Source organism: SAR324 cluster bacterium (assembly GCA_015232315.1).
Lineage (GTDB): Bacteria > SAR324 > SAR324 > SAR324 > NAC60-12 > JADFZZ01.
Map to the genome: position 1 here is coordinate 1 of JADFZZ010000034.1, position 24,986 is coordinate 24,986.

The 24,986-nt window shown below is 46.4% G+C and carries 18 protein-coding genes and 1 pseudogene; 8 read left to right on the forward strand and 11 right to left on the reverse strand.

Features of this window, described 5'->3' with window-relative positions:
• A partial coding sequence (locus tag HQM11_17495) for a hypothetical protein (protein ID MBF0352832.1) occupies positions 1-1,314 on the reverse strand: 1,314 nt, incomplete at its 3' end.
• Between the two features lie 581 nt (positions 1,315-1,895).
• On the opposite strand from HQM11_17495, the gene HQM11_17500 reads away from it, so the two are divergent.
• Both HQM11_17500 and HQM11_17505 read left to right on the forward strand, forming a co-directional pair.
• On the forward strand, positions 1,896-3,215 hold the full coding sequence (locus HQM11_17500; GenBank protein MBF0352833.1) for a HEAT repeat domain-containing protein: 1,320 nt from the start codon (positions 1,896-1,898) through the stop codon (positions 3,213-3,215).
• Positions 3,216-3,286: 71 nt separating this feature from the next.
• Positions 3,287-4,345 (forward strand): cyclic nucleotide-binding domain-containing protein, encoded by a 1,059-nt coding sequence (locus tag HQM11_17505; GenBank protein MBF0352834.1) that lies wholly within the window; start codon positions 3,287-3,289, stop codon positions 4,343-4,345.
• Positions 4,346-4,513: 168 nt separating this feature from the next.
• On the opposite strand, the gene HQM11_17510 is transcribed toward HQM11_17505, so the two are convergent.
• The 10 genes from HQM11_17510 to HQM11_17555 all read right to left on the reverse strand — a co-directional run bounded on the left by HQM11_17510 (position 4,514) and on the right by HQM11_17555 (position 16,345).
• Complete coding sequence (locus HQM11_17510) at positions 4,514-5,935, reverse strand: TolC family protein (GenBank protein MBF0352835.1); 1,422 nt, start codon at positions 5,933-5,935, stop codon at positions 4,514-4,516.
• Positions 5,919-6,749 (reverse strand): HlyD family efflux transporter periplasmic adaptor subunit, encoded by an 831-nt coding sequence (locus HQM11_17515; protein ID MBF0352836.1) that lies wholly within the window; start codon positions 6,747-6,749, stop codon positions 5,919-5,921. The genes HQM11_17510 and HQM11_17515 overlap by 17 nt, the downstream gene beginning before the upstream one ends.
• A gap of 10 nt (positions 6,750-6,759) precedes the next feature.
• A complete protein-coding gene (locus HQM11_17520) occupies positions 6,760-7,860 on the reverse strand; it encodes an HlyD family efflux transporter periplasmic adaptor subunit (protein ID MBF0352837.1) in 1,101 nt (366 codons plus the stop codon).
• A 6-nt stretch (positions 7,861-7,866) separates the two neighbouring features.
• The gene (locus HQM11_17525; GenBank protein ID MBF0352838.1) at positions 7,867-10,020 is read right to left on the reverse strand and encodes an ATP-binding cassette domain-containing protein; all 2,154 of its coding nucleotides are present in this window, start codon (positions 10,018-10,020) and stop codon (positions 7,867-7,869) included.
• Positions 10,017-11,393 carry a hemerythrin family protein gene (locus HQM11_17530; protein MBF0352839.1) on the reverse strand — a complete coding sequence of 459 codons (1,377 nt, stop codon included), beginning with the start codon at positions 11,391-11,393 and terminating at the stop codon, positions 10,017-10,019. Before HQM11_17530 ends, HQM11_17525 begins: the two co-directional genes overlap by 4 nt.
• A gap of 191 nt (positions 11,394-11,584) precedes the next feature.
• Complete coding sequence (locus HQM11_17535) at positions 11,585-13,261, reverse strand: ATP-binding cassette domain-containing protein (GenBank protein MBF0352840.1); 1,677 nt, start codon at positions 13,259-13,261, stop codon at positions 11,585-11,587.
• Between the two features lie 23 nt (positions 13,262-13,284).
• Positions 13,285-14,025 carry a transporter substrate-binding domain-containing protein gene (locus HQM11_17540; GenBank protein ID MBF0352841.1) on the reverse strand — a complete coding sequence of 247 codons (741 nt, stop codon included), beginning with the start codon at positions 14,023-14,025 and terminating at the stop codon, positions 13,285-13,287.
• A complete protein-coding gene (gene thiH / locus HQM11_17545; GenBank protein ID MBF0352842.1) occupies positions 14,019-15,203 on the reverse strand; it encodes a 2-iminoacetate synthase ThiH in 1,185 nt (394 codons plus the stop codon). Before thiH ends, HQM11_17540 begins: the two co-directional genes overlap by 7 nt.
• 42 nt (positions 15,204-15,245) lie before the next feature.
• On the reverse strand, positions 15,246-16,040 hold the full coding sequence (locus HQM11_17550; protein ID MBF0352843.1) for a thiazole synthase: 795 nt from the start codon (positions 16,038-16,040) through the stop codon (positions 15,246-15,248).
• A 5-nt stretch (positions 16,041-16,045) separates the two neighbouring features.
• Positions 16,046-16,345, reverse strand: a complete 300-nt coding sequence (locus HQM11_17555) for a hypothetical protein (GenBank protein ID MBF0352844.1) — start codon at positions 16,343-16,345, stop codon at positions 16,046-16,048.
• 371 nt (positions 16,346-16,716) lie between these two features.
• On the opposite strand from HQM11_17555, the gene HQM11_17560 reads away from it, so the two are divergent.
• The 6 genes and pseudogenes from HQM11_17560 (at position 16,717) to HQM11_17585 (ending at position 24,930) form a co-directional block, all read left to right on the forward strand.
• On the forward strand, positions 16,717-17,460 hold the full coding sequence (locus HQM11_17560) for an SDR family oxidoreductase (protein ID MBF0352845.1): 744 nt from the start codon (positions 16,717-16,719) through the stop codon (positions 17,458-17,460).
• A 96-nt stretch (positions 17,461-17,556) separates the two neighbouring features.
• Positions 17,557-18,066, forward strand: a complete 510-nt coding sequence (locus HQM11_17565) for a GNAT family N-acetyltransferase (GenBank protein ID MBF0352846.1) — start codon at positions 17,557-17,559, stop codon at positions 18,064-18,066.
• A 96-nt stretch (positions 18,067-18,162) separates the two neighbouring features.
• Positions 18,163-18,339, forward strand: a pseudogene (locus HQM11_17570) (IS5/IS1182 family transposase).
• Positions 18,340-18,421: 82 nt separating this feature from the next.
• Positions 18,422-19,483, forward strand: coding sequence for a tRNA preQ1(34) S-adenosylmethionine ribosyltransferase-isomerase QueA (gene queA, locus HQM11_17575; GenBank protein MBF0352847.1), 1,062 nt, complete (start codon positions 18,422-18,424; stop codon positions 19,481-19,483).
• A 103-nt stretch (positions 19,484-19,586) separates the two neighbouring features.
• Entirely contained in the window at positions 19,587-21,290 is a 1,704-nt protein-coding gene (locus tag HQM11_17580; GenBank protein ID MBF0352848.1) for a response regulator, read from the forward strand.
• A 43-nt stretch (positions 21,291-21,333) separates the two neighbouring features.
• Positions 21,334-24,930 carry a response regulator gene (locus HQM11_17585; GenBank protein MBF0352849.1) on the forward strand — a complete coding sequence of 1,199 codons (3,597 nt, stop codon included), beginning with the start codon at positions 21,334-21,336 and terminating at the stop codon, positions 24,928-24,930.
• The last annotated feature ends 56 nt before the right edge of the window (positions 24,931-24,986 follow it).

A 24,986-nucleotide genomic window follows, 5' to 3' on the forward strand; every position in this document is an offset into this window, starting at 1 on the left:
GTCTTCTCCCTGAGTGGCAACATCTTCAGTTTGGGCTTCGACATCTTCCTCAGCCGTTCCGTTCCCTGTTGTATCTTCCTGAACAGTCTCCCCAGCTTGTACCTCAGCCCCGTCGCGGTTTTCAGATGTTCCGCTTTCGGCCTCATCTCCATCAATCGCTTCTTGATCTTGAGAAACAACATCTTCAGCGTGTGAGGCGGCATCTTCCTCAGCCGTTTCGTCAGACATGGTTTCATCTATTGTATCTTCCTGAGATGCCTCAACAGCGCCTTCCCGATTTTGGGAGGTTTGGCCTTCGGTCTCATCGCCTTCAACCGGGTTTTCGTTTTGAGCAGCAACCTCGTCAGCCCGGGATTCCCCCTCAACTATAGTTTCTTCACCCTCAGCAACACTTGCGGTAGTTTCCAGAAACACCTCATTTTCCAAATTTGTTGCCTCAATTTGAGAATTATTTTCTGCAAATGGTACATCAGAAGATTGGTCGGTTGCCTGTGTACTGCAATTCTGTCCAGCGGCGGGAGTCGTATTTTCGGCAGAAGCGGTATCAACGGATGTAGAACCTGTGTCAGGAATTGTTCCGGTGGTTGCATTCGCTGGAGACGCCTGAACAGGTTGGTTTATCGTCTGATTGGTGTTGAATGAGGGATTGACAATATCGGGGGCTGATGAATCCACTTGAACGGTTGTGGCATCAGCTTTTTGATTGATACTTTGATTCTGTGCACCTGTATCAGAAACAGGAGTTCCTACAAAAGAAAACTGAGTGGCTGTATTCAATGCCGCAGGTTCACTGGTTTGAACGGTGGCCGTCACATCAGACACTGAAGATTCGCTGGTGCTGGTGTTATTGGCACCAGAAGCCTCATCAGGCAGAATTATTTCAGCAAATGACATTTCTGAAACAGAATTTTCATTATTTGACAAAGATTCTAATGCCACTTTTTGAGGGATTGGTTCCTGATTATCCGTTACGATAGGGTTCTCTGTTTGCTGTGATAACTCATTCCCTGTTGTCGAAGAGACCATCGTGGCAGGAGGTTCTGCACCGCCCTCTATTCCAGGCGTTCCTGCACCAAAGGTTGTGTTCGACGGTTCCGTGATGGTGCCATGATAGGCAGTATGGCCTGCTTCCCCTTCGATCACCGCCGTTCCAGGAGTAATAGTGACCAGCATTGGTGTGTCATCTTCATCTTTTTCGATAACTATTTTCTCAAATTCTCCCGAAGATAAATCACCTTTGTCCAACTCTGTCGTGAAATCCAGATCTTCAACCGATGATGCAACAGAGAAGTTTCTTTTTTGTTCAATGGCCATAAATATCCTTTTTATAATCTCTGAGGTTCATAACATTGCCATATGATGCGATGGAAGTTGAAGGTGCTGTCACGGTAACGATTGCAAAATATAAGTTGTCTGGAGGTCCGTGTATTGTCTGAACCATGCTTTATGATAGTTTGATTGCATCAATGTTCAGTTTTGGACACAAGAAACTCCTCATTATTCATAAAACAGGATCATACATACAAAATTAATTAAACAAAAGTATGTTTTTTTGTGATTATTCGTTTAGATAATTTACGAATTTAGGTAATTTTACCAATGATCTACTCTCCCTTTCTTGTTTTAAAAATTGTTTGACTGGTGTGTTTTGTGTTATGAGCAAAATAGAGAAGTAACAGCATGTTAGCATTGTTTTTGCAGTTGTACTTGTGAACATCTGTTTTGCGTAATACCGATTAATGCCAGTTAGGAGTGAAAATTATGTTTGATCATCAATGTGCTGAAAATGAGAAAAAGTGTCACGTCGAACTTGATCCGGCATCCAGAAACTCTCAGCAGGGTGGTGGATTCAGTGTCAAGCCCTGAAGGACACGCTATTTCAATTCTAAATTCGCATGATTAGTGAAAAAATGAAAAACAACCTGGTTGACTTACGTTCTTACAGAGATAAATCCCCAATAGTTGAAAAGGCGCTCTCGATTTTAGAGAAGTGGGATTCTTCAGAAACATCCGCACAATGGAACGAGGAACGGTCTAAGCTAATCCCTCTCCTGCCAGAATTGTTTCAAGAATTAACCCACAAGGAACCTGAGTTAAAAACCAGAGTAATTTCCCTATTGGAACGTGCGAAATTATCAGAATCGGCCTTCTTTCTGGTTCGTTATCTGGAGGATGTTGATGACGAAGTCAGGGCCTCGGCTATTCAGGCATTAGGTCAGATTGGAGAGAATTTCGCGATAATCCCCTTAAAAAACGCCTATGAACTTGCCACACAGGAACACAGGCAACTCATTCTTAAATCTTTAAATCAATTGGTTGACGATCAATTTATTTTTAAATTTTTAGGAACTGACTCCAATCTGGATCAACTCATTGTTGCTTTGGAGATCCTGGATTTGCTACTTACAGACAAACATCTGTTACTAACGGCCGCCGGGTATAGGGCATTATTCGACCGTTTGGTGCCGCAGGTGCGTCAGGCCAGAGAAGCTGGATTTGATCTGGAAACCTTGAATGAAACGATTAACGACCTTCAGGCCCGATTACGTCACCATTTGGATAAGAATCGGCGTTCCCGAGAAGAAATGAAGTTTCAATTGAAGCTTCAGCATACACAATTACAGAATTTTTTGTCTCGACCAGGGGAGGCGGATTCCCTAATCGAAATTGAAGACGCGACACCGCTGTTGGAAAGATTGCCAGCACCCTCTGCTGACAAAGAACCGAAGGCACTACCCCCTGTTGTCCAGAGCGATGCATTGCCCTTGCGTGAATTGATCATTGCGGCAAATCGAAGAGCCTATCTGGAGGATGCTGAACGGAAACAGGTGAACAAAAAAGTAAAATGCAAGGAATCGTTTCGGGTTGATTCAGAACATGAGAAGGCAATGTTTCAAGGTCTTCAAGTGCTGATTTCAATGGCCAATTTTTTATCCGTTCCGGGGCAAGCGGTTCTAATAGAAATTGATGACGCCCTGGACAATGTCGTCGCTATCAGCCTGAACGGAACATTCTCCAGAAAATCCATATTCAAACATTTCCTGAATGAACATGAATTTAAACTCCATAATATTCCAGAGATTCAGGCCAGACTGAAAGAGTTGGAACAACCTGTTAAAGAGTTAAACGGAGCGTTCGAAAGTAAATTAAAAAATGATAGATTCTTGATCAAATTCAAACTTTCGTCAGGTATCAAGACAACCGGAAATTCTTGAGTCCGCTGTGATATGACCGCCATTGATGGCAAAAATTTAAACTCTGAATTGTTGAAAAAAGGACGCTGAGCATGGGAAATCATGACGCAAGCAGTAAAGATATTGCCTTAGAACAAAAAAGAAAAGCTGAACAAACCATGGCGGCCAAGGCAGAGCATTACCAGAAAATTGTGTTGGCACAAAAAAAGAAAATTCAAGATCTGGAAGTAAAGATTTCATTGTATCTGAAAAGAATCGTCCTGCTGGAAAACAATCAGGAGCCTGATGACAGCGATGTCCAATTGCTGAAATCAACAATATCCCGGCAGGAACTACAAATTCAGCGACTGGAACAGGAAATCGTATTCCTGAAAGGCGAAGATGTGCCTGAAATCACAGACCCTAAAAGGAAACAATTATACAACTACCTCAAAGACAAACGATCTTTTCAACAAATGTCCGATCGAATGCTGAGAATACTTGTGAATAATCTGACTACACAAAGATTGACAAAGGGGGAGATCATCATTCAGGAAGATACCGTCAGTTCCCATGTGTTTCTCATTCTCAAAGGGAAAATCGCGGTTGTTAAAAATGGCGTGGAAATCTATGAAATGCAACGGATTGGCGATATTTTTGGTGAGATAAGCATGCTCACGCAAGCTCCAGCCAGCGCCTCCATCATCGCTAAAGAAAATCTTGAATTGATGAATATCTCTCATGAAATATTGAGCAAAATTGGAGACAAGGATTTTTATTTATGGCTGGGCCGCATCCTGTCAGATAAGTTACAGCGAACCACCCTTGAGTTGACAGGCGTAAAAAAAATCCATTCGCAGAAAGAACAGGATATTATCCTCGATACCATTTCGATGCTCAACGCCATTGATACTCTGGCAAAACAACAAATAGAACATGACAGCCAGGAAATAGTTCCCGAACCAGTTCAGGAGGATTTTGAGCAAAAGGATCGGCTCCTTGCCGCAGTCAGTAAAATGCTGAAAGACATGGCGTCTATCCGGGAAGAGGACTGTTTTTCCATAGAAACTTATGAAGAAGACGCAGAGCAAGGCCATATGCTCACAGAGATTGTCCTCAACAATCTGAAACAAGACCACCAGGTCATTACAGTTCGTAAGTTTCCCTGTTAAAAACGTGTGAATGTAAAATGAATCGCTCATCGGGCAGGGCTGTTCATTTCTCCTTATTTTGAACGTCAACCGGAGGGTAGGCGGGGATTACATGCCCCGCAAACGCCAAAAATCGTATGTTTGACGGGCACGTAGTCCCGTCCTACCAGAGAAGTGAACAGCTCTGGCTCATCGGGGAACTGCTTCAGGAGGATAAATCAAGGACAACGGCAATTGCAACCGATCCAGTTGATCCAGCAGAAGTAACCAATAAATTTTCTGACTGGAAATCAGGTCTGTTTCAGACTGAAGCGCTACTTTTCTGGCTTCGATCAGTTGATCAAAGGTGATTTCGCCCACATCAAACTGAAGTTGTCGTTGTTTGGATTGCTGTTGTCGAAGCTCTGTCTTTTGTCGTGCAAACTCTACCTTTTTGTATTCCATCTGGATTTTGTGATACAAATGAGCCGCCTCGGACTCCAGTTTATTTTTCTGAGTGATTCGTTGCCATTCAAGTTGTCGAATATCCAGCAACGTGATTTCTTTTTTCTCGGAGTCACCCCCCCAAAAATTATAAACCAAACTCACATACGCACCGACATTGGTACCACTGGAAGCATTCGCGGAGGCCAGTCCAGCGTTTCCTCCCACTGTTATTTCAGGATCGGTCTGGGCGGCATTCAATTCGAGATCCCGATTCAACAATTCAAGACGGGTTGTGAGTTGGTGGTAGGCGGGATCCCGCTCAAGAAACAACTTGATAAACGCGTCACGAGTCTTTTCAAACACAGGTATTTCCGGCGCCAATGGCGTGGTGTCCAGGGCCGGCAATCCGATATACATGGCCAGTTGTTCCCGGGCAAAGCGCAGGGTAGCCTCCTGAAGGGCAAGTTCATTCTGCAGTTCAGCATATTCAAGTTGCAGTTTTTGCGTGTCAAGATCTGTGTTTTGGTGAGCCAGAGCTTGTTGCTGGGCCTGTTGTTGTTTCATCCAAACCATATGCATCCGGATTTGGCTAAATTCCTGATAACTGATCAGGACATCCCAGAAACGACGGGCCACCAGTGAAGACAGGGAAGCTTTTTCTCCTTCAAAATCGAGCCGTCCTTCCTCTAGTTGTATTTTTTCCTTCTCATAGCCGATTCGGCCTGCCTTAGCCCCTTGGCCATAAATCGGCATGGCCGCACTGAGTTGGACTTGATTGAAGGTTGTCGCGGAATCGTCAAAAGCGGTTTCATCCCGTTGCAACAGGCGTAATTGCCAGTAAAATCCATTTTGGAAACTCTGACGATACGCTGTTGACAACTGTTGTGCGTCTGCGGCACCACTCACTGTGATGTCTCGAGAATCAGAAACATCATTGCTGGTCAGAGACAACGTTGAGGAAACCTGATGCCGAATCTTGCCTTCTTCCAGTCGCTCCTCCTGAAGTTGAAATCGAAGTTCACGGTCCTTGAGCGCCTGTGTTTCTGAGGCGGCCTTGGTGGCCAGGGCAAGCGACTGAAGGAGATCAAGGGTCGGCGCCGTAGTTTCCTGAGCCTGCGTGGCAACAGAAAGACAGACGATCCAGAAACACAGAAACAATCCCAGTTTTTCAAGGTAAATAGACATTGGTCAGCATCCCGGGAGAATAGCGTTTTTCGACATTGTTGATTTCCAGTTTGATCAACAGGGTTTGACGAATAGCATCCACCTCACTGGAAATAAACACCACAGAACCCCGGGTTGTATCAACAGCATTTCCCATGTTGATCTCCACTTTCAGTATTTTTCCACGAGTGAGTTTGGCTGATTCAGACAAAGGGATATAGACCTCCATCTGCAAGGGGTGAACGCCGATAAGTTCCATGATTTCCTGCCCCTGCCGCACCCATTGGCCCGGATAAACCCTGATTCGCTGAATCACTCCGAAATTGGCGGGTGCCAGTTCACTGGTTTTTTCAATGGCGGCCTGCGCCAACAGCATTTCGCTGTGTTTCAGTTTCACTTCTTCTTCGGCAATGGCGATGTCTTCTGCTCGAGTGGGTGTGATTTTCATCTGATATTGACTTTCCACCAGACCAAAGGCTTCCGGCGAGATGGCCCCGGCTTCAAATTGCTTTTTTTTCTGGGAATAAATCAATTCAGCGTTTCGGCGTTCCTCTTCAGAATAAGGATTTTTTACCTTGCTCAGATATTGCTGGGCTTTTTTCCATTGGGCTTCAGCCATTTGCAGTGCAATCTGCAATTCCTGACGTTCAATCTCGAACAACGGGGAGCCTTGTTTGATGGGTGTTCCTTCAGAGAGCAATAAATTGATTCTGCCAGACTGCTGGGCCACCAGCGTGATTTTATAATTTTCTCTCAAGATGCTGGCATAGGGATTGGCCAGCACGACCCCTGCGTTTAGCAGAATAATCAGAATTGTTGAGATGAATGAATACATGGTGGTTCTCCTATCGTTCATGCAGGGCCTTTTTGGCAGATGCGAAAATGGGTTTGAGCAGATATTCCATGACGGTTTTTTCGCCAGTCCGGATATCTGCCTGCAAGGTCATGCCCGGCAGGATCGGGGTGGTTTCCTGACTGACCAGAAAAGAATTGGGCAATTTGACGATGCCTTTGTAATAGGGATTTCCTGTCCGATCCAGAAAGGTGGAAGGTGAAATCTCATCCAGTTCGGCTTTCATGCCTCCATAGCGGGAAAAATCATAGGTGGTGAATTTCAGCGTCACCCCCTGACCAATACGAACATGACCAATATCCCGTGAGGAAATCTGGATTTCAGCAATCATTAGAGTGTTGAGCGGAATGATCTCCATGATCACTTCTCCGGGTCCGGTAATTTCTCCGGGCGAATAGAGCTTCAGCCCGTGCACCACCCCGTTCACAGGGCTTTTGATAGACAGGTTTGCCAGTTTTTCCTTGATGCGTTTGACGTTTTCTCCGGTGTGAAACAGTTCCTCATTCACCGCTGACAGTTCCATGATCATTTTTCGTTGTTCAGCCAGATCATCCAGATCAGCACGGTATTTGTCATTCTGGTTCTGAAATACCGTTCTCAGCGAGCGCTGATAGGATTCCAGATGCGCAAAGATCCGTTGTTGATCTTTGACAAAATCCTGATGTTCGGTCGTGATTTGTGAAAAATTCGGAATTTTGCCTTCAATCAGGGATTCCAGCCTGATTTTCTGGAGCATCAGCGAATCCTGCCGGGTGGTGTACTGCTGAAGCTCAGACATCACCATATCTGTGTTGAATTTGAGCAACACCTGCCCTTCGGTCACAGGCGTGCTTTCCTGCACATACAACTCGGATACGATCCCTCCGGTCACATGCTGGATCCGATGGGATTTCCCAACGGGCACCACCTGTCCCGGAGCTACGGCGGTTTCTTCAATCACGGTGTTATTGGCCCACATGATGAAAACAAACACAATGACGGTACAAAACACAATGATGAGGCGGATGATCACGGGACTGCCGCTTTCTTCCAGCAGTACGGATTTGGCCAGATAACGAGATTCCTTGTCGCCCAGTTTAATATTTTTTTTCATAAGCTCTCAGTTGATTTCTTTCATATAGGTTGGCAGTACCTGATCTTTGGTGCCATACATCCGCACCCGTCCCTTTTCCATCCATAAAATTTTATCAGCCAGTTCAAAATATTCCGGTTTGTGTGTCACCAGAATCAGGGTTTTATGTTTTTTGTTCTTCTTGAGTCCTTCAATAAATTGTGATTCTTCCAACGGATTGACTCCCTGTTCCGGTTCATCGAGTAGCATGACATCCTTGTTGCGCAGGAAGACTCTTGCCAGTCCGATTCCATTGCAGAAGGTGTCGGTGAACATGGATTGGTTCTGGCGGTTGTAATATGTTCCGAATTTTTCATCCAAGGATTCAATATCCTCCAGAATACCGGCATTTTGAGCGGCAGTCTGAAGGGCTTCGAGATCGGCGCCAGGCAGGGCAAGGCTGATATTGGAGGCAATGGAACCATGAAACATATAGGCGGTCTGGGGCGCATAGGCGATAGATTGTCGTAACACGATCGGGTCGATCTGCCGGACATTCATGTTGTCCACCAGCACTCTTCCCGCCTGCGGTGGATACAAACCCAGAATCAGTTTGAGGATGGTTGATTTCCCTGAGCCGTCGTGCCCTACAATCACCAGTGTTTCTCCCCGGTGGATTTCAAAGGAAACGCCGATCAATGCCGGGTGAGCATCAGGCGAATAGCGGATGGAAACCTGGGCAAAGGCGATATGTCCCTGGAGGCTTTTGCTCAAGGCCATGGAACTTTCCAGATTGTGTTCGAGTTTCATGTTCATCAACCGGTTGATCTGGCTCACACTTTTGAGGATTCGCTCAATCTGTGCAATCACCCCGAAGCCGGTCTTCAGCGGGGCCAGCAAGCGCCAGAGCAATAATGTGCAGGCCATGAGCGCACCCACACTCATTTTTTTATCAATCACGTTGACCACTCCCACAAACACAGTGGCCAGTCCGGACAAGGTCACAATCACCTGGGAAAACGTGTTGATGAGCGCATTCAACCGGTTATTCAGGTAGACGCCCATGGCCGCCTGGGCAGAGAGGTCCCTGTAGCGTTTCAGCCACATCCGGGTGCTACCGGTGTATTTGATGGCCCGATAATTGGTCAGCATTTCAACCAGCAGTTCCTGACGGGCTGATCCGGATTTTGAGGATTCCACCGTGATTCTCCTGGTGATGGGAATGATGATGAATCCAAACAGAATGAACACTCCGATTCCGGCCAACGGGACATAGGCCACATTTCCCCCCAGAACCACGATAGCTCCCATCATCAGGGCAATGAAGGGCATTTCGAATAAGGCAATGACTGCGTTTCCCGCAAAAAATTCCCGGACTGTTTCAAAATCCTTGATACGGGAGACCTGTGCGCCAAGGCCGGCAGATTCGGTGTAAGCCGGAGGCAGATAGAGAATACGGCGCAAAATTTCATTGCCCACAAGGTTTCCCAGTCGCACACTGATGAATCCAAAAACATGAGTCCGTAAAATCCGGAAACCTGTGTCGCACAGTATAAAAATGAAGATTCCCATGCCCAGAAAATATAGGGATTCGGATGTTTCAGCCGTTAGGATCTGGTTGTAGATGGTCATGATGAACATGGGCGAAATCAGTGCGACCACACTCAGAAACATCGTGATCAGCAAACCCGTCAGCATCAACTTTCGAAACCTGCCCAGAATCAATTGAAACCATTCGGTTTGTTGTTTCAACAGTTTGACAGTGTTGCTTTTCATCAATTCGAACAGGATGATATTTCCCCGAACTGACCGCAAAGGCATTTCACTGTAAGTCAGGGCTTCGGCATCAAACATCAGCACACCTTTGTCAGTGTTTTTGATCAGCACTTTGACGCTTTCTCCGGGCACGACAAAAATGCAGGGCAACAGCCGTTCATCAAGGGTGTCCATTTTTTTGTAGAGCATGGAACTCTCAAATTTCAGATTGGCCATCGTATTCATGAAATCGACCAGATCCATTTGTTCCGACATGTAGGGCCTTGCCTGACTGATATCCGACTGTTTTCCATGCCAACCCAAGGAATCCAGCAAGGGCAACAGGCATGGGGCATAATCATGAACTGTGCGTGTTTGCCCATGCATCGGGTCAAACAGGGTGATCAGATATTGATAAAATCTATAAAAAGGATGCTCATGATTCATGACGGTATTGTCCGTGGTTGGGAAGATTTTACAAAGGTTTCATAATCAATGCCATTGATATGATTGACCCACCAGTCCAGCACCATGGCTTTCAACCGGTGCGAAAGGGAAATTCTGCCTGCGGCAAAATTTTGCCGGAAGTCGTTCAGTTTCCGCAGATAATTTTCATGGAGTTGCTTGTGTAGTTCAACATTTGGCAGATTTTTTTCCAGAAGGACCATCTCTTCCCGGCGAAAATGATCGGCGGCCAGTTGATATAAATCGTCAAAAATCCGGCGGGTGCGCTCCACTGTTTCAGCATCAGGTGTCACCTGATTTTCATACAATTCCACAAGGTGACTCAAGTCGAGGGTGATTTCTGCCATGTGGCGGTGGTCGGCATCCAGAGCTTCATGATTCATGGAATGGATGACCCCTGAAATATCGTTCCAGGAACGGGCATCTTCCATTTTTTGCAGAACCCAGTTGTTTTCGCAAAATGTCTGATAATCGACCATGTTGATATGATTCAGCCACCAGTCCAGCACTTTTATTTTCAGTTCGTTGCCAAAATCAATGTCGCCTTGTTCAATGCGTTCACGGTAATCCCTCAGCATATCCATAAAGATCTGATGCTGTTTTTTCTGGTTATCATAGCCTGTCAGGCCAAATTCCCGGATGATCTGTTCTTCATGTAAAAAATGCTCGTCGGAACAACGATAAATCGCATCAAAACTTGCCAGTAATCCTGCTCGATCCAGCATTGAAGGGTCTTTTGCGTCCAACAGGAGTTTCTGGAAATCAAAGGTGTAACGCGCCATCATTTCATGTTCATGATCCAGTGCTTCAATGCCGATGTGTTTGACCAGTTCATGCATATCGTTCCATTCCAGGGAACGATCCAGCACTGCGCCTTTCCAGTTTTTGACACCAAACGTATGGTAATCGTATTGATTGATATGTTCGATCCACCAGTCCAGGATGGTCAGTTTGAGTTCCATGGAAATCGTGATTTTGCCGGCCTGAAAATCATGAATGAAGGTCCAGAGCATTGATAGAAACCGGTCATGAGCTTCCTGTTGCCGTTCCATGCCATCCAGATGAAAATCCCTGATCAGGTTTTCTTCATGGGCGAAATGCTTTTCTGCGGCTCGATACAATTTACTCAGCAATTCCTTCTGTTCGTCAATCTGATCCATCGCAAGTCCGATTAACCCATTGCGTTCGATCAACTGATTTAATTCCAGTGCCAATTCGGTCATGCCCTGGTGTTCCTTATCAATTGATTCAATGCCGGTTGAAATGATGATTTCCTCAATATCCTTCCAGGTTCTGGCTGTCTGCATGATCCAGCGAGCCCATGACCTGTCCACCTGTTCATTGTTGTTTTTCATAGGCTTCCTAATACCTCAAGAGTTGTAAGTTTTCAGTTATCAGCTTTCAGCTTTGTGTAAGTCATTGAGATTAAAAGTTTTCTGAATATCAAATTTTCAAAGAAACTTTTATGCTTATATGAAAATCGTAAGAATTTTAATCAGTTCAAAAAAAACTGAGAACTGAAAGCTGAGAACTGACCACTGTCGAGCTAATACAGACTTTCCAGAGTATCGCCTGCCAGTTGATACACACCATCGACCATCATCAGCAGTTTGGGTTGATTGGTCACCAACACGATGGTGCATTTCCCCGTCAGTTTCTTAATGAGATCCAGCACCACTTCTTCGGTTTCCTTGTCCATCACCCCATTAGCCCTGTCAAACAACAGAATTCTTGGACGATGCACGAGGGCACGTGCGATAGCGATTCGCTGAATGAGTCCGGTCGGAAGAAAATTGGTGCTTTGTCCGCCAACCCTGGTTTGATATCCCAGCGGCAAATTGGCCACATGCTCATCCAGACCAAGGAGTGCGGCCGCATCCATCGCCGCAAAATGTTTTGAATGATCAAACATGGTGATGTTTTCCATGATTGTTCCGGAAAACAAGACACCGGTTGGTGGAAAATAGGCAATCTTTTGACGAAGTTCCGTCGTATCCCATTGAGTGATATGGTAATCATCAATCAACACACTACCCGTTTCCGGTTTCAGCATACCCATCAGCAGATACAGCAGGGTGGTGGTGGTTCCAGAATTTTCGCCCATGACCGCAATGATATGGTTGGGTTCCACTTTCAGATGGGCATCCTTGACCACCCAGGCACTTTGCGGATCGTAACGGAAAGAAACGCCTTTCAGTTCTATCGCTCCTTCAAAATCCAGCGGCAAAGGTGGTGTGTCTGGCATCGTCTCCAGTTCCATCGCGGCTAATTCCTGAAGGCGGGATCGGGCCAGGTTTGCTTCAGAAAACCTCATCCAAAAGCCGGCCGCGCTCTGAATCGGTTGCATGGCGCGTCCACCGAGCATCATGCAGGCTGTCAGGCTCCCCACCGTCATGAATCCATCGAGAACAGAACCCGCTCCGATTCCAATGATGCCATACATGGTGATTTGGGAGAACAGCACTCCCACATTGGCTGGCAACATGCTCCAGCGGGACGTTTCCATATTTATTTCAGCAGATTGTCCTTGCAGACGAGCATAACGCCGGAGGATCTGTTCTTCCATGTGCATGGACTTGATGGCGTGGATTCCGCTCAAAATCTCGATGATAAAATTGAATCGACGGTCATTCACGACCATTTGATTATCCCGGGCCGCCTGAAAATTGGTTTTGAAATACGAGACAATGCCCAGAAACAGAATCATCAAAATGATCGGAAAAAACACCAGATTACCTGCCAGAAACCAGATGGCAAACAGAAATATGAGGGCAAACGGCAGATCCAGCAACACCTGAAATACCTGTCCGGCATAAAAACCTCTCAAGGTAGAGATGGCATTCAAGCGGTCTAAATGAACCCCGGTTTCAAACTGCTCAAACTGCTCAATCCGGCTGGTCATGAGGCGTTCCACCGCACTGCAACTCACAATGTGTTCAAATCGGGCCGCCATCCATCCACTGATGAAGGATCGGGACAGACGCAGGACTGCTTCGAGAATAACCGCGGTGGTGCAACCAATGGTCAGCCAGGTCAGGGTACCCATGGATTCATGCGGGATGATCCGGTCATACACCTGCATCAAGGTGAGTGGGAGGGCCAGCGAAAGGATGTTGATGAAGGCTGAGGCCAACAGCAAATCAAAGGTGTTCTGAGCAAAGTGCGGCATTTTCATCAGGCCTTTGACCCAGTTTTCATTTTCTCTGAATTGATCAATCAGCATAAGAGCATGGGGATGATTATTTTTCAGAAGCCGTGTTTTTCCATGATTTTCATGATCATGTTTTCCTTGGTGATCTTTTTTAGGCCCTGATTGAAGGCGTTGAGTTTTTTCTGAAATCCCGATGTTTTTTTGGCGATTCCCAGGTATTGGGATTCCGTCCTGAGTGGCGGGGACATCCATTCCAGTTGATTCATTTCAGTCCGAAATTCAGTTTTAAGGAGATATTGGCACAAGGCTTTGTCAATTATGATCAGATCCACCCTGTCCTGAAGTAGCATAGCAATGTTCTGAGCGTCTTTTTCAACTTTTGTGGTGTTGAGAAACGTTGCTTTTTCAAATTCCGGGAGACTGGCATATCCCGCGACAGTGCCAATGATATAAGGTTTGAGAGCCTCAAACGTTGTGAAGGCGATCTGATCACTTTTTCTTTTATAAAAGCCAATTTCATTGGCTGGCAACGCCTCTGAAAAAACGAAGTTCTTCTCCAGTTCCTTGCTATACCAGACGCCAACGATTCCATCATAGTCACTGTTCGCTTTTTCCTGAGCGTCAGCCCTTGGAAAAAATGATATTTCCAAGTTATAGCCAGCTTTTTTGAAAGCTTCCACTACAATTTCGGTGATGAATCCCTGATTAGGCAGGTTGTCACCATAATAGGGCGGGTATTCCATCGCAACCAGTTTGATGGTTTCAGCAAAAGCGGGAGTCCAGACACTGGTGAAAAGGAGCAAAACAATGACGTTCACAGAAAAATTTTTCAACATACGTTTCCTGAGGATGATTGAGGTGTGAGGGTTCCCGCTGGATGGTCAAGGTCTGGCATGGTCAAGCCGGTGTCCCAGTCTTTCCAGACAGGATCAAAGCCCTGTTTGCGCAACATGGCGGCCACTTCATCCGGGGTTCGTTTGTCTTCGATTTCAAACTGTTTTCCTGTGTGATTTTCTTCGGAATAGCCTCCGGGGGTAGTTCGGGATCCAGCGCTCATCTGGGTCACGCCCAGTGACACAAGATGATCCCTTAGACTCGCGGATTCACGGGTGGAAAGGGTGATGCCCGCATTGGGCAGAAACAGACGCAAAGCGGTCATCAACTGGACAAAATTTCTGTCTGTGACCTGAAACAGTTTGTGGTGTGCTCCGGCCGCCTGTCTCATTCTGGGAAGGGATACCGAAATATGCGACTGCCAGAATTTTTTTTCCAGAAAAGACGCATGGAGTCCGGCACAAAAGCCATCATACCGCCAGTCACTCAGGCCCAGCAGAGCGCCCACATTGATACGTCTCATTCCCGCTTCTCCGCCTCGTTCCGGTGTTGCCAGGCGATAGTCAAAATGTTTCTTTTTGCCGGCGAGATGCACCAATGAATAAATCTCACGATCATAGGTTTCCTGATACACCGTCAACCCGTCAATTCCAGCCCGAACAAGTCTTGCATATTCCTCAGTCTTGAGCGGTTGAACCTCAATGGAAATGGAGGAAAAATACGGACGAATCCATTCCGCGACGTCTGCCAGTGTGGTGTCATTGACATAGCGGGCGTCTTCGCCGGAAAGTAGCAGAATATGCCGGAATCCCATGCGGTGCAGGGCCAGGCTTTCTTCCAGAATCTGGTCTTTATTCAGGGTCAGTCGTGCAATGCTGTTGTTTTTGGAATAACCGCAATAAGTGCAGTCACACAGGCATTCATTGGAAAGATACAACGGCACATAAAGTTGCACAACATTTCCGAAACGCTGGCGGGTGTTTCTCGCGCTGATTTGGGCCATCTGTTCCAGTTGCCTGTCTGCCTGCGGCGATAATAAGGCCAGAAACTGCTCCGGTGACAAACTGTGTCCTGCGGTAACCTGTTTTAAAGTATTCCGAACTTGATCCTCAGTGGTTGATTCAAGCTGTTTCAGAATCTGGTCTTTGGTGAATTGGAGAAATACTTCATTGAATGTCATGGAACTCATGAAATGAAATGTGCGTGGGAAAATATCTGCGGTTCAGGATGAAATGGCATCAAGAAAACCTGTGAGTGGTGAGGATGCCCGTGCTTCATTTGCCACAGAACCCATCCCGCAAAGTCGTGCCATTCTTCCTGCCTGAACGCCCATTTTGAAAGCGACCGCCATTTGAACCGGATCGCCGGCGATCGCCAGGGCGGTGTTGACCAGCACCGCATCAGCACCCATTTCCATTGCGGCCGCGGCATGACTTGGCGTTCCGAGCCCCGCATCGACAATGACAGGCACATTGGACTGCTCAATGATCATTTCCAGAAACAACCGGGTCTGCAACCCCTGATTGCTTCCAATCGGAGATCCCAAGGGCATCACCGCCGCCACTCCGATATCTTCAAGCCGTTTTGCCAGAATCGGGTCCGCGTGGATATAGGGCAAGACATGAAATCCTTCCTTGACCAGGACTTTTGCCGCTTCCAGCGTTTCTACGCCATCGGGCATCAGATAGCGGGGTTCCGGGGTCAGTTCCAGTTTGACCCAGTCGCCGCATCCAGCTTCACGTGCCAGCCTTGCCAGCCGGATCGCTTCTTTTGAGTTGGCCGCTCCAGAGGTGTTGGGCAGTAAAGTAACCCGTGATCGGTCAACAGCGGAAAGCAGGGATGTATTGTCATTGTTTGAAAAATCAACCCTCCTGAGTGACACGGTCACCATTTCTGTTCCGGAGGCTTCAATCACCTGTTTCAGAATTTCCGCTGATGAAAACTTTCCGGTACCCACAAACAGTCTTGAGGTAAAAACCGCTGGGCCTAACTTGAACAAATCTTCCTGAGTTTGCATAAATCCTATGATTCGAGAATCTCTTTAGTGAGATTTTTGGGTGAAATAATGGCAACAATCCGGTTGATGACTTCGACCAGATCGACAATCGCGGAATCCAGATCTTTGATTCTTATTTTGATCACATGCAGCATACGGACGATTTTGGGGTCTCGCTTGACTTCGACATCCTTGTCCAAGACCTCTTCTTCCTTAATCAGTGCCTGTTTTTGAGCTTCAAGACGATCAAGTCGTTCATACAACTGAGAAATCATTTTGCGCATCTGCTCGTCATCAGAGCTTACTGTTAAATTTTTTCCTTCCATACAGACTCCCGTAGCATTGAACAATCATTATTGGGTTTCTTATTTTTCCCCATTAATTCTCAGGCTCCTTTCCCGGAATTAACAAACATGCCAGTCGCTGTCGCATAATTCAAAAGTGGTGTCTTCTCGACCAAAGGGAGAAATCTTGAATATAGTAAAATCAGTGGCTTAAAAAGTTAAAGATCCCACACAGGCGTTCGGGATGATACAAAAACACAATTTTGCGACAGCGACCAGCACTCCCTGATGCTCAACAAGATAACAAAGTCTTAATGAAATTCAAACTTTCTTTTTGTAATCAAAAGGGTTTGCAGTTGCCGTATAATTTGTTACAAGGCAACAGCGATTCGTTATTATCATTATGGAGACACTTGATGAAAAAAATCATGATCACCGGAGCTTCCTCCGGATTGGGAAAAGCATGTGCCATGGAATTTGCCAGGCGAGGATATGCGTTGGGACTCACCGCAAGAAGGTTGGATCAACTGGAACAGATCAAGCAGGATATCACCGCCAAATATCCCCATATCCCTGTTGAAATCAGAATGCTGGATGTCACACAGTATGCTACGATTCCTGAAATACTGAGGGATCTGGCCAACCATCTGGGTGGACTCGACATTGTGTTTGCCAATGCGGGTATCGGACTTGGTGGTAAGGCTGGTAAATCTCCGTTTGAAAATGTCCGAAAAACCATTGAAACCAATTTGATCGGTGCCATGGCAACGGTGGATGCCGCGGTGGCGTACTTTCTGGAACAAGGGAGTGGTCAGATCGTGGGAACTTCTTCCGTTGCGGCCTTTCGTGGATTTCCAGGTAATGCGGCGTATTGCGCATCAAAATCAGGATTTTCCACCTACCTTGAAGGAGTTCGCGGTGAAGTTGCCCAGAAAAAAATCTCGGTCACCATTCTTCATCCGGGATTCATTGACACCCCCATCAATGATACTCTGCCCAATCGCCCGTTTGTGGTTCCTGTTGAAAAAGGAGCCATCGAAATGGTCGATCTGATTGAAAAGAAAGTGAAATCATCCACAGTTCCACGCATGCCCTGGAGCATGATTGGCATGCTGTTAAAAACCATGCCCGATGCGGTACTTGGTAGAATCAAATGATGATCATGTTGGGCCGTCAAATACAGCTTGGTCGTGACAAGATAGGGTGAGGTTATTGTGAACGTGAATCTGCCCGCAGAACTTCAAACAGATCGGATGCATCTCCGACAATGGGTATTTAATGATCGAGTATCATTTGCCAGGCTGAACTCAGACCCACAGGTGGTAGAATTCCTCCCCAAAGCACTATCTCAGGAAGAGAGCGATGGTTTTGCAGAACGCATTGAGGAACATTTTCAACAACATGGGTTTGGTCTTTGGGCTGTTGAGATTCTTGGGGTCACACAGTTTGCGGGGTTTATTGGCCTTTCGATTCCAACATTTGAAGCACATTTCACTCCATGTGTTGAAATTGGTTGGCGTCTCGCCCCTGCATACTGGAATTGTGGCTATGCGACGGAGGGAGCACTAGCAGTGCTAAAATTTGGATTCAAGTTTTTGAGAGTAAACGAGATCGTCTCATTCACGGTCCCAAGCAATGTTCGGTCAAGGCGGGTGATGGAAAAGATTGGTATGACGTATGTACCAAGCGATGAATTTGACCATCCAAAACTTCCAGAAGGGCATCCGCTTCGGCGACATGTTTTATACCGAAAGGTTTCATGATCTTGTGCTCACTCACCTCCCTTGCCCGTCAAAAACAAGGGCGTTCCGCCACACGTTCCTATGGAATCGTCGATTCCCAAAATGTGAAAACCCAATATGATAGCGACGATCGTGGCATTGGACGGCGGGAAAAAAGTGAAAGGCCGCAAACGCCATATCTGTGTCGACATTCTGGGAAACCTGCTCCATATCATCGTACATGCCGCCAATAAATCCGACACGGTGGAGGGATGCCGTGTCTTCCAGGAAGCGCTGGAACGTTATCCTTCGCTTGACGCTTTTTCCGCCGATGGCGGCTACCAGGGAACCTCCGTGGACTTTTACAACTTATTCTTTTGCCATTCCATAGATGCTCATGTCTGATATTATCCATCCTCAATGGAACCTTCATTCTTACCATTTTGACCTGCCGGAAAACCTGATTGCCCAGCATCCACCTCCGGAACGTGGAAAATCCCGCATGATGCGGTTGTCACGGGAAAACCAGACCTGCCAGCATGATAGCTTTGAAAATATTGTTGAATGTCTCCCGGCCAACACCACCCTTGTGTTGAACAATACCAGAGTTTTGCCCGCACGACTCAGAGGACAGCGCGCAACCGGAGGATACATTGAAATTCTTCTGATTGAGGAACACTCCCGGGGAGTCTGGGCGGCCATGATGAAAAACGCCCGAAGCGTCAAACGCGGTGAATTGCTGACCTTTGCGGAGGGATACATCCAGGCTCATGCCAGAGAACGTAACGCGGAGGGTTTGTGGATTCTTGAATTTGACGATCCTGAATTATTTTTAAAACGTCTGGAGCAACACGGCGAAATGCCGTTACCGCCCTACATCCAGAGAAAACAACCTGAAAAAACACTCCGGGAACAAGATCAGACAAGGTATCAGACCTGTTTTTCCAAAAACATCGGCGCCATTGCGGCCCCAACCGCAGGTCTGCATTTCACCCCTCAAATTCTGGAACAGATACGCCATCGAGGTATTGAAGTTCTGGAAGTGACACTCCATGTGGGACGCGGCACTTTTGCGCCCTTGCTGCATGAAGACATCCGGCAACATCCGATTCATACGGAATATTTTCATATTTCCCCCGAAGCCCTGACACAACTGACGGAATCCATGAGGAATCACCGGAAAATTGTAGCCGTTGGAACGACCTCCGTTCGGGTGCTGGAAACCCTGGCCCTGCATGAGTTCAAAAAAAATGAGGGTTGGACCAATATTTATATTTATCCGCCCTATACGTTCAAGGTTGTTCAGGGAATGCTGACCAACTTTCACCTGCCTGAATCAACACTGATCCTGCTGGTTTCCGCCTTTTATGGAAAAGATGAACTCCTGCTGGCATATCAGCAGGCGATAGCAGAGCATTACCGTTTTTACAGTTATGGCGACTGCATGTTGATTCTATGAATGATTGTCATGCCAGATGTTTCGTAGGGCTTGCATGACATGGTGAAATCAGCAATAAATAACCCAGGTCATTTCTTTTATTCCTTTCCTCACCCAAAGGCGCATGGCAACAATTCTGATCGTTGATGATGATCCCCAGGTCATTCAGCAGGTACAAATACTGCTGGATGAGTTTGGCTATGAAACAGCGTTTATTTCAAGACCACGTTTTTTATTTCAACGACTGGAATCCAAACGTTTTGACCTGATATTGATGGATATCGGTATGCCTGATATTGATGGGCTGACCTTGTTGAAACAATTGAAAGCACACGATCTTTTTAACAAGATTCCTGTCATCATGTTGACCGGGGAAGATGATGAAAATTTTGTGACCACCTGTTTTGAATCCGGTGCGACGGATTATATCAATAAACCCGTGAGTCGCAGTATCCTGGAAGCCCGAATCAAAACAGCGATCACAGCCCATCAGGCCATGGAACTTCTGGAAAACAAGGTGGAAGAACGCACTATTGAACTTCAGCGCACCAATGACTTTCTCGGAAATATCTGCGGGGAGTTGGAGCGCATCAATAAATCGTTTCAGATCTTTGTTCCCAAACAGTTTGTTGATCGCATTTTATCAGAACAATTCATTCAGGCGGGAGACTACGAAGAGGAAATCCTGTCCATTCTGTTTGCGGATATCCGGTCATATACCAACATTGCGGAACAGATGAGTTCCGAACAGATTTTTCAATTCCTCAATGGCTTTTACAGCCTGACAGAACCCCTGATCAGCAAAAACCACGGCTTCGTGGACAAATTTATCGGAGATGCCATCATGGCGCTGTTTGATCAGGAATTGTCCGGGGTCAATGCCGTCAGGGCGGCGGTCGATATTCAGCATGAAACACAAGACTACAATGAATTTCGTAGAAAACTGGACCAACCCCAGATCCAGCTTGGGATCGGCATCAACACAGGTCCCGTCATGGTGGGCACCCTTGGCTCAGACACCCGCATGAATTCTACGGTGATTGGTGATCCTGTGAATCTGGCATCACGCCTCGAAGCCCTGACCAAAAAATACAATGCGCGCATTCTGCTTTCGCATCACACCAGAGCAGAGCTGAAGGATGAGAATTTTCTAATCAGGGAAATTGATTCTGTACGGGTTCGTGGAAAAAATCAGACCGTTGGTATTTATGAAATATTTGATTGTGACCCGCCCCATCTCAAAGATAAAAAACTGGAAACCCGACAAGCGCTCATGAACGCCATTACCCTTTACAAAAGCGCCATGTTTGAGGAGGCGCTGGAACAACTCGAACACTGTTTTAAGGTGTATCCTCAGGATGTGACGGTGATTGAACATATCCAGCGTTGCCGTTATTTCAGCAAATATCCTCCCGCCTCTGATCAATTCTGGACCGGCGTGGTTGGCGAATCTGAATTATTCAAAGACCGTACTCTGCGCCGTCGAACCGAACGTTTTGATCTGGAACCTCCGGGGAAAATTAAAATTGATCTGATGGGAACGATGGTTGAGGGCACCATTCATGATATTTCCGCCGATGGCGCCAGAGTTCGATTTTCAGGTCCACTGTCTCAGGGAGAAACCATTTTATTGAATCTGGATTTCAGGGGCACTGTGCTGGAAACTGAAACAATCACAGAAAATTTCAGGGTTCTGGGGCAGATTGCCTGGCGAAAACAGGAAGACAATCACGGACAGCATGCCTATTGGTTTGGCATCTCCTTCACCATGATGCTTCAAGAACAGGAAGAACAGTTGATCAGGATCCTCAACAACCGGGCCTCCTGATAATCCGGCTTTCTTCTCTCAATCACTCACGTTCAAGGTCCTCATGCTGGTAGCCACTCTCTCTTTAAGAATAAAATTTAATGCGGTCGCTATTGTAATCAGCGGCGCGATTTTTATCATCTATGGCCTTTTCTGGAATATGCTGTTGCCTGTCAGGAGTGAGTTCTGGATGAGCATGGGCTTCTGGGGTGGAATTCTGTTTCTGGCGATTTTATGTTTGAATATCATGTTCTCTGAACTGGTATTGTCACCGCTTTCCCGGCTCAATCACATGATGCGGCGGATTCAGTCCGGACATTTGGGCGAACAGATTCCTGTAATGAATCAGGATGAAATCGGAATTCTGTCCAGCACCTTCAATGCCATGTCCCTTGAGTTGAAAAACACAACGGAACGTCTCAAAAAAGCGGAATATGAACGGGGTGCCGCAGAAAAAAGAACCGAAGCAAAATCCTTGTTTCTTGCCACCATGAGTCATGAAATCCGCACCCCCATGAATGGCTTGATCGGTATGACTGAACTGCTGATGCGAACCGAACTGAATTCACGTCAACTCCATTATCTTGAGACCATCCACAACAGTGGACAGAATTTACTCACACTGATCAATGATATTCTGGATTTTTCCAGACTGGAATCAGGAAAAATTGTTCTCGAACAAAAAGACATGAATCTGCATACCTGTTTGAGAGGCGTCATGGACCTGTTCACACCGTTAGCCCGCGAAAAACATCTGGATTTTCAATATTCCCCGGATCCGTTGCTGCCGCCCGTCATTGTGGCAGATGTGACACGCCTGCAGCAGGTGCTCATGAATCTGGTCAGCAATGCCATAAAATTTACCAGTCAGGGAAGTGTGGTTGTGTCAGTCAGGGTCCTCAATGAACCTGTCCCGGAACAGGAAGGACAACAACTGAATCTCCTGTTTTCCATAAAAGATACCGGCATCGGAATTCCTGAGTCCAGGAAGGCACACTTGTTTCAGCAGTTTTCTCAACTGGATGTATCCATAGCCCGGCAGTATGGCGGTAGTGGACTGGGTTTGTCGATCTGCCGACAACTGGTTTCCATCATGGGTGGAGAAATCACGGTAGACAGCAAAGAACAGGAAGGTTCCACCTTTTCTTTCACCTTTCCCACACGTATTGGCTCTTTGTCTACCATGGTGGCAGATTCCAGGGAAAACACGCCGTCTACGCAATTGCCCGACATCAAATTCCTGTCATCTTTTGCCGAACATTATCCCCTGAAAATTCTGGTGGTTGAAGATGACATCATGAACCAGCGCATGATCATGGCCATGCTGGAAGAAATGGGTTATCATCCCGGCCTGGTTCAAAACGGAAAAGAAGCACTGGAAGAAATGGAACAACAGCATTTTGATATTCTGCTTCTGGATCTGAAAATGCCTGAAATGGATGGTTTTGAGACGGCTGTCAATATTCAATGCCAATGGCCACTTTATGAACGACCCCGCATCATTGCCATGACGGCTGAAGTTTTGCCCCACATCCAGGAACAATGCATCACAAACGGCATGGATGATTTTTTAAGCAAACCCTTTCATATTCGTGATCTGACAAAAATCCTGAAACACTGGTACAACCGGCTGGACAAGATCGACAATGACCGCCCTTCCATGTTACAGGAGCAGGAGGAGAAAGAGACGGACTCCGCAGAGCAGATTCCGGATGATATTCTGTTTTTACAACCGGAAATGCGCTATCAGGATACGTTTCTGTTTGATGAAAACAACAGGATCCTGAGATATCTCAAAGAATCTCGTTTGTTTGAACACCTCGGGCAGGAAACTCTGGAAAAAATGGCACCCCTTTGCAGTTTTCAAAAATATCCCGCGGGAACCGTGATTCTGGAAGAAGGCTATGTCAATGACCATATCTATCTGTTGCAACGTGGTGAAATCGGGATCTACTCCAATGGCAATTATATCATCAGTCTCAAACGCAAAGGCGATTTGTTTGGAGAAATGAGTGTGATCAGTTCCAAACCGGCCTCTGCCAGTGTTGTAGCTGAAACCGCTGTCACTGTTTTCAGTTTCAACGCCAGAAATATCAAACCTTATGCCGGTATTGATCGAAGTGAAGTGGAAAGTGTCCTTTATCGAATCTTTGCCATGATTCTCACGGAAAAACTGATTTTAACAACGCATAAGGCCGAAAAATATGAAACAGTGAACCGGAGACTTGAGCAGACCACCCAGGAATTGTATGAGGCGAAACGTCAGGCCGAGTCCCTCAATCGTTCGAAGTCACAGTTTCTGGCCAACATGAGTCATGAAATCCGCACTCCGCTGAACGCGATCGGCGGCTTCAGTCAAATTCTGCTTCAGCGCCTGTCACCTCTGCCACATTATGAATCGGTCCGTCAGTATTTTGAAAATATTTTATCCAGTGCGAATCATCTGGCTGAAATACTGAACAATATCATTGCACTCTCTCAAATTGAGACGGAACGGAAGGACGTTTTGCAGGAAAATGTCCATATCAAAACATTGTTGCAGGGAGTTTATCATGCCAATAAGTCTTATGCGTTGCAGAGGGACGTGCATTTAACTTACAGCATAGTGCCCGACGCTCCGGAAATCATTCTGACAGATCGCGGAAAATTGAACCAGATTCTGTTCAATCTTATCAACAATGCCATCAAATTTTCAGCAGAAGGCCAGACGGTGCAATTGAAGATGGAGGTTGAAGGAGAAGAACTCAAATTCATGGTGGAAGATGAGGGTGTCGGGATACCGGAAGATAAACTTGAAACCATTTTTCAGCCAATGGAACAGGTCGATAACAGCACAAAACGCAAATTCGGGGGTACTGGCATCGGTTTGGCCATTGTCCGTGAATTGGTCCGTCAGCTTGGCGGTCGCATAGAGGTTCGCAGTCAACTGAATGCAGGAACCTGTTTTACGGTGACCTTGCCCTGCGTAATTCAGTCAGAAACAAGTCCTGTTCTGCATTTCGGGGATTATGTGTTTCATGAAAGCAATCTTGTTCTGGTGATTGAAGACAACATCATGAATCAACTCATGATCCAGGCGCTGTTTGACGAATTGAAGATTCCAGTACAAATCGTTGCCGACGCGGCCCGGGGAATTCAAATTGCGCTACAAACGCCTCCCGATCTGATTCTGATGGATATGCATATGCCGGACATGGATGGGGTGGAAGCCACCCGGATCCTTCGTCAGTCGCCCGGAGGACAGGCAATTCCCATTGTCGCCATCTCGGCAGATGTGCTCAAAGAGCAGCAGGATGCCGCAAAGCAGGTGGGTATCAACCATTATCTGCTAAAACCGCTCGAAGTGAACAAACTTCTGCCTGTGCTGGTTCATTACCTCAAACATACGCCGGTTGTGACTGTTTCCACAGAAACTTCCAGCAATGCTTTCAATATGGAAATCCTGCCTGAAGCAATCAAACAGAAAATGATTGAAATAGCTGAAACATTGAATGCTGTTCCCATTTATGAAATGGAAATTCTGATTGCGGGATTGCGGAACATGATTGAATTATGTAAGGACTACCCTGGCATTAGAACAGGACTGAAGCATATGGAAAACGCTGTTTATGAGGGAAATGAAAGGCTATGGAAGACCATGCTCCATCAGCTTTGTGGTTGATGCCTTTCCCTGGAAATGAGGCCTTCTGCTGTTTTTTGCGTTTTCTCGGGAATATT